Genomic DNA, 16381 nt, shown 5'->3' on the forward strand with positions numbered 1-16381 from the left:
ATGGACGATCGCCAATACACTTTCCTGGCCCGCCAACCCTCCGCTGCCCTGCAACCCCGCGAGCAGTTCTGGGGCATGCCCAAGCGCGGCCTGGCGTTCCTGTTGGCCAACGTCATGTTCTGGCAACCGATGTGGGCCCAGGCCGACGGTATCGTGGTCAGTGCGCCGGGCACCGGCCTCGATCGGGCGGGCAACGGCGTACCCATCGTCAATATCGCCAGGCCCAATGGCAACGGCCTGTCTCACAACCAGTTCACGGATTACAACGTCGGCAGCAACGGCGTGATCCTCAACAACGCCACCGCCCGCACCCAGTCCACGCAGTTGGGCGGGATCATCCTCGGCAACCCGAACCTCAACGGCGTGGCCGCCTCCACCATCCTCAACGAAGTCAACGGCGGCAACCCCAGCCAACTGCGTGGCTACACCGAAGTGGCGGGGCAATCGGCGCGGGTGATTGTTGCCAACCCCTACGGCATCACCTGTAACGGCTGCGGTTTTATCAACAGCCCGAAAGTGACCTTGAGCACCGGCAAACCGATCGTGGAAAACGGCCGGCTGGATCGTTATCAAGTCGACCAGGGCAGCGTTGCCATTGAAGGCGTAGGCCTCAACGCCAACAACGTCGATCACTTCGAAATCATCACCCGCAGCGCCAAGATCAACGCCGAGATACAGGCCAAGAACCTGACCATCGTCGCCGGGCGCAACGACGTCAACGCCGACACCCTGAATGTCACCGCCCGCGCCGCCGACGGCAGTGCCAAACCACAACTGGCCATCGACTCCTCGGCCCTGGGCGGCATGTACGCGGGCGCCATCAAACTGGTGGGCACCGAGGCCGGTGTCGGCGTGAAGCTGGACGGCAAACTGATCGCCAGCGGCGGCGACATCCAACTCGATGCCAACGGCCGCCTGAGCCTGGCCGAGACCTCGGCCAGCGGCGCCATCAACGTCAAGGCCGCCAGCCTTGACGCCCAGGGCGCGGTCTACGCCGGCACCACCTTGAACGCCCAGACCCAGGGCAACCTGAACAACCAGCAAACCCTCGCGGCGCGGGACAGCATCACCCTGAACGCGGGTGGGCAGTTGACCAACAACGGCATCATCGAAGCCGGGGTCAAGGCTGATAACACCCGTAACGCAACCGGTGATGTGAGCCTGACGGCGCAGAACCTCGGTAACAGCGGCAGCGTTATTGCCAGCCGCAACCTGACGGCCAATGTTGCACAGACGTTGAGCAACCAGGGCGGGACCTTGAGCGCTGGACAAACCGGCACGGTAAAAGCCGCGACCCTGGACAACCAGAACAAGGGGCGGGTGTTGAGCAGCGGCACCCTGGATGTCACCGCCGATAAGCTCATCAACGCTCAGGGCCTGGTCAGCAGCAATGGCAACCTCACGGCCCATGTCGGGCAACTGAACAACAGCAGCGGCGAACTCAACAGCTTGAGTAACGTTAAGTTGCGCGTTGCGTCTTTGGATAACGTCGCGGGTTTGGTGGCGGCGGGGCAAGGGCTGGACATCAATGCCAGTGGCCGGGTGAACAACCGGGGTGGGCGTCTCACCGCAAGCAAGAGCGTCCAGCTGAATGTCGGGTCGCTGGATAACACGGCAGGTCGCTTGCTCAGTGACGGCGCGCTCACCGCAAGCATCTCGGCGCAGTTGCTCAACCAGGCCGGGTTGCTGTCATCGGCCGGGCTGCTGACTCTCAACGCGGCGAGCCTGGACAACCGGCAGAGCGGCGTCGTCACCACAACCCAGGCCGCCAGCCTCAGCGTAGGCATGCTGGATAACCGAGGCGGCGAAGTGTCGAGCCAGGGTGTCCTGGCGCTGACCGGCACCGAACTGGACAACAGCAACAGCGGCAAAGTGATTGCCTATGGCGACCTGCGCCTGACGCTCGAACGCCTGATCAACCAGAGTAAAGGATTGGTCTCCACTCGTACCGCCCTGACTATCAACGCGGGTCAAGTGGATAACCGCCAGGGATCGCTGTATGCCCGACAAGGGTTGAATCTGGACCTGCGCGGTCAATTGCTCAACGCCCAGGGCAGTGTGAAAAGCGACACCACGGCCAGCGTCAAAGCGGCCGAGATGAACAACGACGCCGGTCAGCTATCCAGTATCGGCGCACTGGCCATCGACAGCGCCTCAACCCTGAGCAACCTGGGTGGTAGCGTAATCAGCGGCGATACGCTGCTATTGAAGGCCGGCCAGGTGAATAACGCCGGCGGTCGCATCGCCAGCGCTAAAGCCTTGGATGCCAGCGTCAGCGGTCTGGATCAACAGAACGGTCAATTGGTCAGCAACACCAGTCTTTCCCTCGACCTTAACCATGGGCAGTTGAACAACCAGGGCGGATTGATCAATGCCCCAGGCAGTCTGCTGCTGAAAAACCTCGCAGCAGTGAACAACCGTGACGGCGAGATTTCCAGCGACCAGGCCTTCAGCCTGAACGCCACGAGCCTGGACAACAGCGCCGGTTCGATTGCCAGCAAGCAAAGCCTCAATCTGGTCGTTGCCCAGGCCTTGAACAACACCAAAGGCCTGATCTCGGCCCATGGCCTTGAGGTACGTGCCGCCAGCCTGGACAACGGCGGCGGTACCCTGGGCAGCGATGCCGACCTGACCGTGAATGTCGACGGGACCCTGACCAACCTCAATGGCGAAATTTCCAGCGCGGGCCTGACCCGGCTCAACGCGATGGCGCTGAATAACGGCAATGGCCAAGTCCTGGGCGACAACGCCTTGAACATTACCCTCGGCGGTGCGCTGGACAACCGCCAGGGTGTGCTGGGTTCGGGCAAGGCCGTGGATATCCAGGCGGCCAGCCTGAACAACAGCAATGGCGGGCAAGTGATCAGCGACGGCACCCTGACCGCGCGCATCAGCGGTCTTCTGAATAATCAGGGCCTGGGCGAAGTGGCGGCCAAAGGCGCACTCGACTTGCAAACCGGCGCCCTCGACAACCGTAGCGGTCGCCTGTCCGGCAATGACCTGCTGACGTTGCACAGCGATTCGCTCGACAACCGGGGCGGGAATATCCGTGCCGACAAGACGCTGCAATTGACGGTTGATCAGCTGGACAACCGGAGCAACGGCATCATCGCCGGCAAGGCTGGCACCTACTTCGAAGGCTCGCGTCTGGACAACAGCGGCGGCCTGCTGACAAGCGCAGGTCCGCTGACCTTGAAGGCCGGCGAAGTGCAGAACGGCCTCGGGCGCATCTCCAGCCAAACCGACCTCATTGCCGTTATCGATACCCTGCAACAACAGGGCGGTGCGCTGGTGGCCCAAGGCAACCTGAGCCTGACCGGCAGCACACTGGATAACCGCAACGGCGGTTTGGTCGGCAGCACAAAAGCGCTGGATTTGCAGGTTGGGCAGATCGATAACCGGGCGGGCGAATTGTCCGCAGGGCTTGGCGTGAAGGTTGGCGGTCAACGGCTGGACAACAGCGCTGGCGGCAAACTCATCGCCGGCACCGATCTGGAATTGAAAGTCGCTCAACTCATCAACCAGAGCAAGGGGTTGATCCACGCTCAAGGCAACATGACGCTCAGCGGCGGCACGCTGGACAACACCGATGGCGCGCTCGCTAGCCTCAACGGCCTGGTGATCACTCTCGATAACGCACTGTTGAACAGCAAAGGCTTGATCAGCAGCGAAGGTGAACTGAGCGTCAACGCAGGCAGCGTCGATAACTCCGCCGGCAACCTGGGCAGCGCCGGGGCGTTGTCGATTGTGAGCAATGGCGGGTTGACCAACCAGGGCGGCTCCATCAGCACCGATGCCGCCCTGACGCTCAATAGCGCCAGTCTGGACAACAGCCAAAAAGGCATTATCTCGGGCAACGCCGCGACCCAAATCACTACCGGCGCCCTCAACAATAGTCAGGGCGGGCGCCTGACCTCAGGCAATACACTCAAGCTCAGCGCCACGCAGGTGAATAACGCCGCAGGCCGTATCGCCAGCAGCCAAGCCTTGACCGCGTCGGTTACCGGGCTGGATCAACAGCAAGGTGAATTGTTCAGCAACACCCGCCTGAGCCTGGACATGAACCTGGGCCAGTTGAACAATCAGGGCGGCCTGATCAACGCTTCGGGAGCGTTGCTGTTGAGCAACCTCAAGGACGTCAACAACCAGGGCGGTGAAATCTCCAGCCAGCAAGCCTTTACCCTGGCGGCGCAAAATCTCGATAACAGCGGCGGTAAATTGCTCAGCAACCAAGGCCTGGTGCTGAGAACCGCCCAGGCCCTGAACAATTCCCGGGGCGTCATTTCGGCAGCGTCGTTGGACAGTCGTAGCAACGGCCTGGACAACAGCGACGGCCTGATCAGCAGCCGCGCTCAACTCGACCTGAACGTGCAAACCGCATTCGACAACCAGCGCGGTTCGGTAATTGCCGACGGTGCGTTGCTGCTGGTCGCTGATCGCCTGGACAACCGCGTTGGCAGCATCGCCGGCAAGACCGGGGTCAACGCTATCGTCACCACCTTGGATAACCGTCAAGGCACGCTGATCAGCTCCACCGATCTGACGTTGAAAGCGTCCAACCTCGACAACCGCCAAGCCGGTCTGATCGGCGCGACAAACGCGCTGGATCTGGACGTTGACGATCTCGACAACCGTGGCGGTGAGCTGTCGGCCAATGCTGACGTCACGCTGGTCAGCCAGAACCTCGACAACAGCGATGGCGGCCAGGTGTTTGCCGGGCAAGCGCTGAAACTGACCGTGGATAAACTGCTCAACCGCACCAAGGGCCTGCTCAGTGCCAAGACGCAGTTGAGCCTCGATGGCGGTTCCCTGGACAACAGCGGCGGTTACCTGATCAGCCAGCAGAACCAGCGCATCAACCTGAGCCGCGATCTGCTCAACGTCCAAGGCCAACTCAGCAGCGAAGGCACGTTGAGTGTCACCGCCGCCAACCTGACCAACACCGGTGGGAGCCTGTCCAGCGCGGCGGACCTCACGGTGAACAGTCTGGGCCGGGTCGAGAACCAGGGCGGCGAACTGATCACCGACGGCGCATTGCTGCTTACCAGTGCGGCACTGGACAATCGCCAGCAGGGCAACATCAGCGGCAAAGGTGCGGTGAGCGTCATCACCGGTGCTTTTGACAACAGCCAGAATGGCCGTCTCAACGCTGGCGGTACGCTGAACCTCACCGCAGCTCAGGTCACTAACCAGGATGGCGGCCGCATTGGCAGTCAGGGCGCGTTGACCGCCTCTGTTTCCGAGCTGGACCAGCAGGGCGGCCAGCTGTTCAGCAATACGTCGCTGAGCCTGGACATGAACCACGGCCAGCTCAACAATCAGAACGGTTTGATCAACGCCCCCGGCACGCTGCTGTTGAACAACCTCAACGGTGTGAACAACCAGGGCGGCGAAATTTCCAGCGCCCAAGCCTTCACCCTGGCGGCTGAAAACCTCAACAACGAAAGCGGCCGGCTGCTCAGCAACCAGGGCCTGACCCTGCGCATCACCCAAGCGCTGAACAATGTCAAAGGCATGATCGGTGCGGCCAGCGTCGATGCCCACGCCCAAAGCCTGAACAACAACGGCGGCACACTCACCAGCCGCGGCAACCTCGTCTTGGGGGTTGATCAACAACTGGATAATCAGGCCCAGGGGCTTATCAGCGCCGCGCAGTCGCTCACGCTCCTAAGTGGCGACCTTAACAACCAGGGCGGCAGTGTGCTGGCGGGCGGCGCCTTGCTCCTCGATGCCATGGCCCTGAACAACAGCGCCAATGGCCTGATCAATGCCCAGGGAAACCTCACCCTGGACGCCGATTCGCTCGACTCCAGCAACGGCGGCGAAGTGTCGGCCAAGGGCGACATGAACCTGACCCTGGCGGCGCTGACCCAGAACGGCGGGCGCCTGCTGGGCGAGAAAGCCCTTACGCTGAACCTGGGTGGCCATGACCTGAACAACCGCAATGGCCTGATCACTGCCAAAGGTCCGCTGACCGTCAACGGGTTGCGCAACCTGAACAACCAGGGCGGCGAAGTTTCCAGCAGCCAGAGTTTCAACCTCAGCGGGCAGACACTCGATAACAGCGGCGGCAAACTGATCAGCAGCCAGAGCCTGAGCCTCAATGGCAACAGCCTGATCAACCAGAGCGGCTTGATCTCAGGATGGCAAGGGCTGCTGGTCAACGGCGCCAGCCTGGACAACCGCAACAACGGCACGCTCTCCAGCCGCAATGGAGACGTCGGCGTAACCCTCAGCGGTGCGCTACTCAACAGCGGTGCCGGTGCGTTGGCCGGCCAGAACAAACTCACCGTCAGCGCTGCCAGCCTGGACAACAGCAGCGGCGGGATTCTGTCCAGCGGTGGTGACCAGACCCTGACCGTCACTGGCGGTCTGTTGAACAACGCCCAAGGCGGCCTGATCGACAGCGGCGCCCTCCTGGTCATGAACGCCATGACCCTGGGCAACGCCGGCGGCACCGTCAACGCGCAAAAAGCCTTGAGCTTCACCGGCACCTCCCTGGACAACAGCGGCGGCAACCTGATCGGCAATGCCGCCGTGACCCTGGACCTGCTCGGCGCCCTGACCAACACCAATGGCAAAGTCGCCAGCGTCGGCCCACTGCGGGTCGAGCGCACCACACAGATCAGCAACCAGGGCGGCCAGATCGTCAGCCAGGGCTTGTTGACCTTGCTCACCGATGGCCTGGACAACCGCAATCGCGGCACCGTCGCGGCCAATGACCTATTGGTCTTGAACACCTCCGGCACGGTGCAGAACGACGCCGACGGCTTGATCTGCAGCCAGAACGGCGGCGTGCAAATCGACGCGGCCAGCCTTACCAACGGCAAGGGTGTAGTGCAAAGCCAAGGGGATTTGAAACTCACCGTCGATGCGGACATCGATAACCAGAGCGGTCGAATCCAAGCCAAGGGCGGCGATGTGACCGTAACGGGTCGCCATTTCGATAACCGTGGTGGCGTGCTCGCCAGCCTGCAAGGTCTGCTCTCTACGCAACTGACCGGCGTGCTGAAAAACGGCTACGACCTGAGCAACAACCGCCAGGGCGGCATCATTCAAGCTCAGCGCCTGGAACTGACGGCCCGGGGCGACCTCGACAACTATGGCGGACGGATTTCGGCGCAAACGGGCGATGCCATCGTCGACACCCGCAATTTCGACAACCGCAACGGCGGCCTGTACGCCAAAGGCAAGGTCAACGTTACCGGTAATAACTTTGATAACAGTGGCGACAACGATGGCCAGATCGCGGGCAGCCAGATCGGCCTGGACCTGACCGGCGCGCTGAATAACCGCCTGGGTATCATTGAGAGTGACAGCACCTTGGTGATCAAAGCCGCTAGCCTGGATAACCAGACCGGACAGCTACGAGCCTTGGGCTCCAGTGGCAAGACCAACTTCCAGATTGGTGGGCTGTTCGACAACCGCAACGGCACCCTGGAAACCGCTAACAGTGACCTGACCCTCAATGCCACGAGCTTCCAGAATCTGGGTGGCAACTTATTGCACGTGGGCGGCGGCACCTTTGATATTTCCACGGCCAACATCACTAATGCCGGTGGCAGCCTCGTTACGCACGGCGGGCTGACGCTCACCGCCGACAACTGGACCAACAGCAGCGTGATCCAGGCGGGACGGCTGACGATCAACGTCAACAACCTGACCCAGACCAGCACTGGGCAATTACTGGCTTCCACCCGTCTGGAGGGCAACGGGGTCAACTGGACCAACGAGGGGCTGATTGCCACTGATGGTACGGCCAGCCTTACGCTGAGCGGCAGTTATAGCGGTAATGGGCGCTATAGCAGCCGGGGTGACCTGGCACTCACGGCGGCCTCGATGAGCCTGGGCAGTGCAGGTAGTGTTGCCAGCGGCGGGACCTCCACGATCGATGTCAGAGGGCAACTCAACAACTATGGTCGGATGACTTCCGCTTCTGGAATGAACGTCGATGCCGGCTCAATCAATAACTTCGGAACCCTGGGCAGCAGCGGCAATCTTCGCTTGGTAGCGTCCAGCCTGCTGAACCAGAACGGCTTGATCTTCAGCGGCGGTGACATGGCGCTGCGCGTCAACAACTTCACCAATCGTTTTGCCGATGTCTATGGCATTGGCAACGTCAGCATCAGCCGCGATGACAATAATGGCTGGAGTGCTTCGATTGCCAATATCTCGGCCTCGATTGAGAGCGGCGGTGACTTGACACTGGCTGCTGATCGTATCGAGAACCGTAAGGATGTGTTTGAGGCTACGGGTGGGTTCGTATCAGGTGCTATCGGGGTTCAGTGTTACTCGTGTTCTTCGTTTGATGGCTTTCAACCGCACTTTCCCGGGTACCTGGTTTGGGTTGAGAACTACCGCTCACAAATCGTTCAGGACTCCGCATCCGCCAGTATGGCCGCAGGTCGAAATTTTACGGGCAACGGTCGAGAGCTGCTCAACAACGCCTCGACCATCAGCGCAGGTAACGACCTGACGTTGAATCTGCAGAGCTTCACCAACCAGGGCGCGGCGGTGGGCGATTACACCGTGCGGCGCTCTCTCTCGGCCCCTGAGGATTTGTCTCGGTGGCGACAAATCATGGATTACAACGCCGCCAATGACCTTTCCTATGACTCGGGAGCTGCTGGGTATCGGGATGGTGATTTTATCAGCCCAAATTTGCATGTATGGAACAGCCAGGGCATCGAGTCCATTTCCCGCGTAGGAGGACGCCTCGCTGGGGGCGAAGCGATGCGTTACTTCAACTTTGGCGGAATATGGGCAGAGTTTGATGGTGGGCATTACAGTTTTACTCCTGCACATTACAGCGACGGCGTGCGCACCGACGCTCCCGCTTTCGTCAAGAATGGTGCCTTCTTCGAAAACACCATCACCTACGATGGCCCTTCGACCTTCGCGAGTGCCGTTGTACAGGCTGGCGGAACGGTACATATCAATGCAACTCAGAACCTTACCAACAGTGTCGTTCGCGAAGGCGTCACTCTAAATGGCGGTGCCTCCAAAGTCGGCGCCACCCAACTCGGCGGTCAGGTAACGCCGTCAGTCATACAGATCAATGGCCAGCTTCCCCCCAATCTCGCCCAACAACAAGTCAACCCACTGACCCTGCCGGGCTTCAGCTTACCCACCGGGCAAAACGGCCTGTTTCGTTTGAGCGGCCAAGGGGGATCGGCCCAGCAAGTGACCCAAGCCAATACCGGGCCACAAAGCTGGAGCATGAGCAGCGCCTCGATCAGCACGGCCCAGCGTCAGCAGGACTTGCCGGATACCCAGGCGCGTAGCGTGCAGATCGGTGCGAGCGCCTCAGTGGCCTCCAGCGACCGACAACTGAGCACGACCACTCGTCAAACCACCGACAGTAGTGTCAGCGCCAGTGCCCTCAATGTCAGTGCGCCCGTCGAAAGCGGCCACTCAACGCCAATGCCGGCCCACAACAGCGGCGCTGTCATCGTCACCCAAGTGGGTGCCGTCAATGTCGATGGCGCCAGTCCGACCCCAACCACCAACCTCGTCCCGCTGGCGGGTAATGTGGTCACCACGCCAACGGCCAGCCAGACCGTCACGCGGGTTCAGGGCTTGCCGGACACCTCGTTCAAAACCAACCCACAGAAATACCTGATTGAAACCAACCCGGTGCTCACCGACCTCAAGCCGTTCATGAGCTCGGACTACCTGCTGGAAAAGCTCGGCTACGATCCGGATGTCAGTGCCAAGCGTCTAGGCGATGGATTCTATGAGCAGAAGATGATCCAGGAAGCCGTCGTCGCCCGCACCGGCCAGCGCTTCATCGACGGCCAGACCTCCAACGAGGACATGTTCAAGTACCTGATGAACAACGCCATCGCCAGCAAGCAAGAGCTCGGCTTGTCGATGGGCGTGACGCTGACTTCGGAGCAAGTCGCGGCGCTGACCCACGATATTGTCTGGCTTGAAGAGCATGAGGTGAATGGCGAGAAAGTCTTGGTGCCGGTGTTGTATATGGCCCAGGTCAACAATCGACTGGCGCCTAATGGGGCGTTGATTCAGGGGGCGGATGTTCAACTGATTGCCGGGCAGGATCTGAAGAATGCCGGGACGTTGCGTGCGACCAATAATCTCAGTGCCTCGGCGGGTAACGATCTGGTTAACAGTGGGCTGATTGAGGCGGGTGATCGGCTGGATCTGTTGGCGGGTAATAACATCGTTAACAAGGCCGGTGGTGTTATTGCTGGACGTGATGTGGGCATGGTCACCCTCTTGGGAGACGTGATCAATGAGCGTTCTGTTAGCGCCACCGGTGACAACACGCATCTGCATCGAGAGTTCGTAGACAGTGCCGCGCGTATCGAAGCTGCCAATGACCTGAGTATCAATGCTGGGCGCGATTTCATCAGCAGCGGCGGTGTGCTCGATAGTGGACGAGACACCAGCATCGATGCTGGTCGGGATGTGAATATCGTCACAGCTGAACAGCGCAACAGCGGAAATCTCGGAAAGCAGACCTCCAGCATCACTCAATACGGTTCCACGCTCGACATCGGCCGGGACCTGACTATCCGTGCGGGTCGAGACCTTGCCGAAATTGGCAGTCAGATCGAAGCCAAGCGTGACATCGGTATGACGGCCGTCGAAAACATCCTGCTGAGTTCCGCAGCGGATGAAACCCACTCCTATTCCAAGTCCAAGAAACTCACGACGCAGGAAGATCACGTCAAGCAGGTCGGTAGCAGCTTGACGGCGGGCGGTGACGTTACCCTCGACGCCGGTAAGGACATGACGCTGATCTCGACCCGCATCACGGCTGGCGACGAAGCCTACCTGATAGCCGGTAACAAACTTGAACTGCTGGCTGCGCAGGACAGTGATTACTCCCTGTATGACAAGAAGAAAAAGGGCAGTTGGGGCAGTAAGCAAACACAGCGTGACGAGGTTACCAAGGTTGTCAATATCGGAAGCGAGATCACGACGGGGGGCGATCTGACTCTGGTGAGTGGAGGTGACCAGCGATACCAAGCTGCCAAGCTCAACAGCGGCAATGACCTGATCGTGGACAGCGGTGGCGACATCACCTTCGAGGCTGTGAAGGACCTGCATCAGGAGAGTCACGAGAAAAGCAAGTCCAGCGCCACCTGGTTCAGCATGAAGGGCAGTGGCCATACCGATGAGACGCTTCGCCAGAGCGAGCTGACTGCTCAAGGCGACTTGGTCATCAACGCGGTTGGCAAGATTCATGCGGACGTGCTGCAGGTCAACAAGCAGACGGTCAGTGAATCCATCGATGCCATGGTCAAGGCCGATCCGAAACTGGCTTGGCTCAAGGAGCTTGATGAGCAGGGTGGTGTTGACTGGCGGCAAGTGCAGGAGATCCACACCAGCTTCAAGTACGCGAACTCGGGCTTGGGGCCGGCTGCGCAGATGATAATCGCCATTCTGATGACGGTGCTGCTCGGCCCTGCTGGTGCCGGCCTGAGCGGTGCAACTCTGGCCGGCGCGGCCAGCCTGGCAACCACCGGTACGGTTGCGACCATCAACAACAACGGCGACCTGGGTGCCGGGTTGAAAGCGGTGGTCAGTAAAGACGGTATTACTGACGCGGCGATTGCGGCCGTCACTGCTCATGTTGCCAAGAATTATCTAGGCGATATGACCATGACCAAGCAGGTCAATGGCCAGACGGTGATCGACCTTGGGTCGATCGAAGCCGTCAGCCACTTTGCGGGGCAGCAGTTGATCAACAACGCATCCGCTGCGGCGATTGCCAAAGCGTTCGGTCGGGACGTCACATTGGCGGGCATCCTGCAGTCGACCGTCTACAACACCTTGGCGGCGTATTCCTTCGATCAGGTGGGTAACCTTGACCTGAAGACCGGCAGCCCGGAGAAGATCGCTCTGCACGCACTGGTAGGCGGCATGATCGCCGAAGCGTCGGGCAGCGACTTTGCTGTCGGTGCGATGGCGGCGGGTGTGAACGAGACGTTTGCTAACCAGTTGCGACGGGTGTCGGCTCAAATGAGTCCGGAGAACCGTGACCACCTGATGCTGATGTCCTCGCAACTGCTGGGCATAGTGGCCGCTGCCGCCGTGGCTGGCGACGATGCGAATAGTCTGCAGACTGGCTCGTATGTGGCCGGCAATGCGACCCAATACAACAACCTCAATCACCACGACATGAGTGACTTTGTCGGGGACATGAATGCCTGTGGTAGCAACGAGACCTGTCAGAAAAACACATGGATTGGGGGGAAGTACGAACAGATCAGTAATGAAATCACCGATTGGTCGGAGAAGGCCGTCAGCGGCGCGTTTGCCAAATCCTTGTTGACTTCGATCCAGGGCGGGCTGACCGCACTGAATGACCTCAATTGCACGACGGCGACCTGCACGCAGTACAAGGACACATTGACTGAGCGGGCATTGGATGACCTGACGAACCTGGCCAAGGTCACTGACCAGTGGGAAAACGCAACAAGCGTGGCTGCGCTAGTCATACCGACCTCCGGCGGTGCTCGTGGAGCTGGTGCTGGCGAAGGAGGGGTTTCGCCTAGGGTGCAGGCGGCTTTGGATAAATTTACGGAAGCCAAGGCTATACGTACGGGAGCGACCCTAACGGCGGAGAAAACTGCTTTGCCAGCAGGCTATCGTGAAGGCAATTCCGTGGGTGCTGCTTTCAACGAGAAGGGTGGATTGCCGGAGGGCTACCGTCGGGTTATCAACACTAAAACTGGTAACACGGAGGTGTTGGCAACGGACGGCAAGCTCTACCTTGAGACCAGTAATGGACTGACACCGAAGGCTGGGGGTAATCTTGCGGGGTTGGTTGATGCAGAGAAAAATATTGCTGGGACAACAAAAGAGGAAGTAGCTAAGCTCCTTGACGATGCTAACCAACAGCTAGAGAAGTACATTGGAACGTTTGGTAAGTATAAGCCGCCAACTGTTGTCGGTGCGGTGGATCCATTGACAGGGAAAATAGTTACTACTTCTAGTGGAGCTGTTCCGAGTACGATTGCACCTGAACTGCAAGCGTATGCGGACAAGCTCGGAGGTTTGGGTATCAAAACAGCATGTGGCAACACCCTGGGTCGTTGTGCTGAGTTTAGAGCTGCTAATGAACTGCTTTTGAGTAATCCTAGCCTTAAGCTCAGTGATATTAAATTTACTCCTGCGATTCGTCCTCGAACAGGAGGCGTAGTTCCGCGTTGCGAGAACTGCACAAATATTTTTGGAGCGGAATAATGGAAATGGATGATGAGTTTTTGGAAGTCAATGATTTAGATTGGTTTGCTTCGTATAAAGATGGGTTTCTTGCGCATTTTGCGACTGGAGGAAAGGGGGAGGTTCCGCTGTCAATAAGAGAGTCACTTTCTAAGTATGAGTTGATATATGAGTATTTTTATTCATTAAAAGAATGCTTTGAGATTGAGGTGGTCGAAGAGAATCTCCCAGTATTCAGCTCTGAAGTTCAGCGGAATAGATACTTGCAGTCGTTTGTTTCTATGGCGAAAAAAGGGCTGTTTAGTCACGATTTTAGTGGGGGTGGGTACAAATTAGTCGCCAAACCCAAAAGTGGTAAAAAGAGATCTGAACTACCAGTAGAAATTTTAAATGTTATCTGCATGCTGTCAGTGGACTCTAGTGAGAGTGTGAAAAGTATTAGCGATTTTTAATGTTAAGAAGAGTAAAAAAGGGATCCCTCAGGGACAGGCCACGTTATCTGTGCAGTTTTTTAGATAGAAAACGTGGTTTGTCCCTTAGGGACTCGGGGTTGACAAGACTTGGAAAAAGGGGACAGATTTATTTTTTGATTCTTTGCTACGCTGAAAAAATTCCACGGACGGATAAGTCATCCGCACCACGTTGTGCAACGTGGCCAAGAGCGGCGAGGTCAGGGTAGGTGGAGGATTGATTTGAGAAAATAAATCTGTCCCCTTTCTCCAAAGCTTTCTCCAGGAACTCAGCAGTTTGAAAATTTCATTAAGAATGGAGTGCTGCGATGAGTCTCACTATTTTAGAGTTTGCACGATCGTTTGTGGCGGGAAGACTGACGGCCGAAATTTTCTCTGAGGCTTATATTGAACTTTGGAAAATTGAGCGAGATAGGAAAGTCCTTCAACTTGATGAGCCATCGTTAAGCGAGTGCTTATCAAGTATTTTTTGTGCTGTGGATATGTACGAGCCAGGTGAGTCAAGGGAAGATTATGAGCTTGACGACGAAATGCTAAGGGCTGAAGTTGCGAACTTGGTGCAAAAAATAGTGTCTGATTAGTTGATTATGGTTGGTTCAAAAGACTCGGGAACTGGAAAAAAATATGAAAAAATAAAGAAAAAGGGGACAGATTTATTTTTTGATTCTTTGCTACGCTGAAAAAATTCCACGGACGGATAAGTCATCCGCACCACGTTGTGCAACGTGGCCAAGAGCGGCGAGGTCAGGGTAGGTGGAGGATTGATTTGAGAAAATAAATCTGTCCCCTTTCTCCAATAAAGCTAAAGGGGCTAAAATTGACTGTGCATAAAATTACGGCGCCTGAGGGGGACTTATTAAATGTGCTCTATGAGGTCAGCCCGCTGGAGTGGCGGAAATATCAACAGCGGTACCCAGAAATTCGGGTCGCAAACCGTTTTCAGAAAGTAGACCGCAGTGGATATCCACCCTATATTTCATTTAGATTTGTAGTTGAGAGTGACGTGGTTATAGCGAAACTGAGGTTGGCAGTAGAGAGCTATCTCGGGAAAGTTTCTTGGAGTTTGATTGAGCATAAGAGAGATGGATTGTCAGGAAGAAACTGGACAATAAAGCCACGCCGAGTCAGAGAGATTGGCGAGGAGGCTTTAAAGCTGGGGCTAGCCCCAGATGAGTATTTTGCCGAATATGAACCGAAGTTTGGGGTAACCGCTTACGACGATTTGGTAGGCCTAACAGAGCATATTCGACAAATTTTTAGTGAGGATGGATGATTTTAAAAAAGGGTGAAACGGGGGCAGACCACGTTTTCTGTGATGGATCCCTCAGGACAGACCACGTTATCTGTGCAGTTTTTTAGATAGAAAACGTGGTCTGTCCCTTAGGTACTTAGGGATTCAAAATTGCCGATCAAATGGGCAAGCGGAGCTGGACGGAAAGCTCTATACGGTCTGTGTGAAAAAGGGGACAGATTTATTTTTTTGTGAAAAAGGGGACAGATTTATTTTTTGATTCTTTGCTACGCTGAAAGCTTCCACGGAGGAGGAGTCAAATATGCCCAGGATGGGACGTATTGTTTTACCGAATTACCCGCACCATATCGTACAACGCGGTCACAACCGTCAAGTGGTGTTTGCCGTTGCAGAAGATTATCAGCGCTACCTCGCGGATCTTCGCGAGCTTAAGGATGCATTTGGCGTTAAAGTCCACGCCTATTGCCTGATGACCAATCATGTTCATCTGTTGCTAGCGCCGGGGGAGTCGGTCGGTGGGTTGGGGCAGTTGATGAAGGCTCTGGCGGCACGTGCGACGCGCTACCGCAATCGGTTGGAGGGGCGTTCAGGTACTTTATGGGAAAGTCGTTACAAATCCAGTGTGGTGCAGTCGGATTCTTATTTGCTTGCCTGTTGCCGTTACATCGAATTGAATCCTGTGCGAGCTCGTATGGTGGCTGATGCTGCGGATTACCCATGGTCGAGCTATAGAATTCGGGTAGGTGATGTGCCAGATGGCCATTGGCTGGATACTGATCCATGTTTTGTAGCTCTGGGTAATACAAGTGCGGAGCGTTGTCGTCGGTATGAGACGTTCGTGCGCCAAGCCGTTCCAGCAGATGAAATCAGATTGATTCGCGATGCTCTGCAGCGAGGTCAGTTGACGGGGACGAGCCGTTTTGTGGACGAGGTAGAGCGGATTGTTGGTGTACGAATAGAGCAGCGAGGGCAGGGCCGGCCAAGGATTGATTTGGAAAAATAAATCTGTCCCCTTTTGTCGTCCCCTTTTGTCCCAACGGATTATTGAGGTCCAGCGTTGACGATCACTATGTTCATGGAAATTGAGACTGGAGCCACGCTGGAAACTATCCGGCATATTGTGCAGGACGTCGCCAGTGCTGTAACGGTGGAGAAAAACTCGTTAGAAGGCTATTTTTCCGATTCGAACAGTTTTTTTTATTTTGAATTGGTTGAGCCGCCTACTACCGTGTCGGCTGAGGGCTGGGTCGTGGATTGGCTTGTCGGTGTTATGGGGGCATTTCATTGCCCCCTGCATGAACTGGGGCAGAGTTGGCGCGAGATTAGACATGTCATGGAGGAATTATCCTTGAGATCTTCAGTGCGCTTCGTGCTTTCTTTTCAATACGATAGCGTCTATGCGTTCAATGAGGGGGACGGTGTGGTGTATAAAAAAAGTATGGTCGTCTAATGGGCGCGAAAA

6 protein-coding genes are annotated in these 16381 nt (G+C 57.0%); all 6 read left to right on the forward strand.

The window, feature by feature from the left end:
• The 6 genes from PSH86_RS07520 to PSH86_RS07545 all read left to right on the forward strand — a co-directional run bounded on the left by PSH86_RS07520 (position 1) and on the right by PSH86_RS07545 (position 16369).
• Positions 1–13218, forward strand: coding sequence for a hemagglutinin repeat-containing protein (locus PSH86_RS07520; RefSeq protein ID WP_305488994.1), 13218 nt, complete (start codon positions 1–3; stop codon positions 13216–13218).
• Positions 13218–13649 carry a hypothetical protein gene (locus PSH86_RS07525; protein ID WP_305488996.1) on the forward strand — a complete coding sequence of 144 codons (432 nt, stop codon included), beginning with the start codon at positions 13218–13220 and terminating at the stop codon, positions 13647–13649. The genes PSH86_RS07520 and PSH86_RS07525 overlap by 1 nt, the downstream gene beginning before the upstream one ends.
• Before the next feature lie 326 nt (positions 13650–13975).
• Positions 13976–14248, forward strand: a complete 273-nt coding sequence (locus PSH86_RS07530) for a colicin immunity domain-containing protein (protein WP_305488999.1) — start codon at positions 13976–13978, stop codon at positions 14246–14248.
• 236 nt (positions 14249–14484) lie between these two features.
• The gene (locus PSH86_RS07535; RefSeq protein WP_305489002.1) at positions 14485–14940 is read left to right on the forward strand and encodes a hypothetical protein; all 456 of its coding nucleotides are present in this window, start codon (positions 14485–14487) and stop codon (positions 14938–14940) included.
• Positions 14941–15220: 280 nt separating this feature from the next.
• On the forward strand, positions 15221–15922 hold the full coding sequence (locus PSH86_RS07540; protein WP_305489005.1) for a transposase: 702 nt from the start codon (positions 15221–15223) through the stop codon (positions 15920–15922).
• A gap of 72 nt (positions 15923–15994) precedes the next feature.
• Positions 15995–16369: a hypothetical protein gene (locus PSH86_RS07545; protein WP_305489008.1), complete on the forward strand. Its 375-nt coding sequence runs from the start codon at positions 15995–15997 to the stop codon at positions 16367–16369.
• The last annotated feature ends 12 nt before the right edge of the window (positions 16370–16381 follow it).

The sequence above is a fragment of the Pseudomonas sp. FP2300 genome (assembly GCF_030687595.1).
GTDB classification, from domain to species: domain Bacteria; phylum Pseudomonadota; class Gammaproteobacteria; order Pseudomonadales; family Pseudomonadaceae; genus Aquipseudomonas; species Aquipseudomonas bijieensis.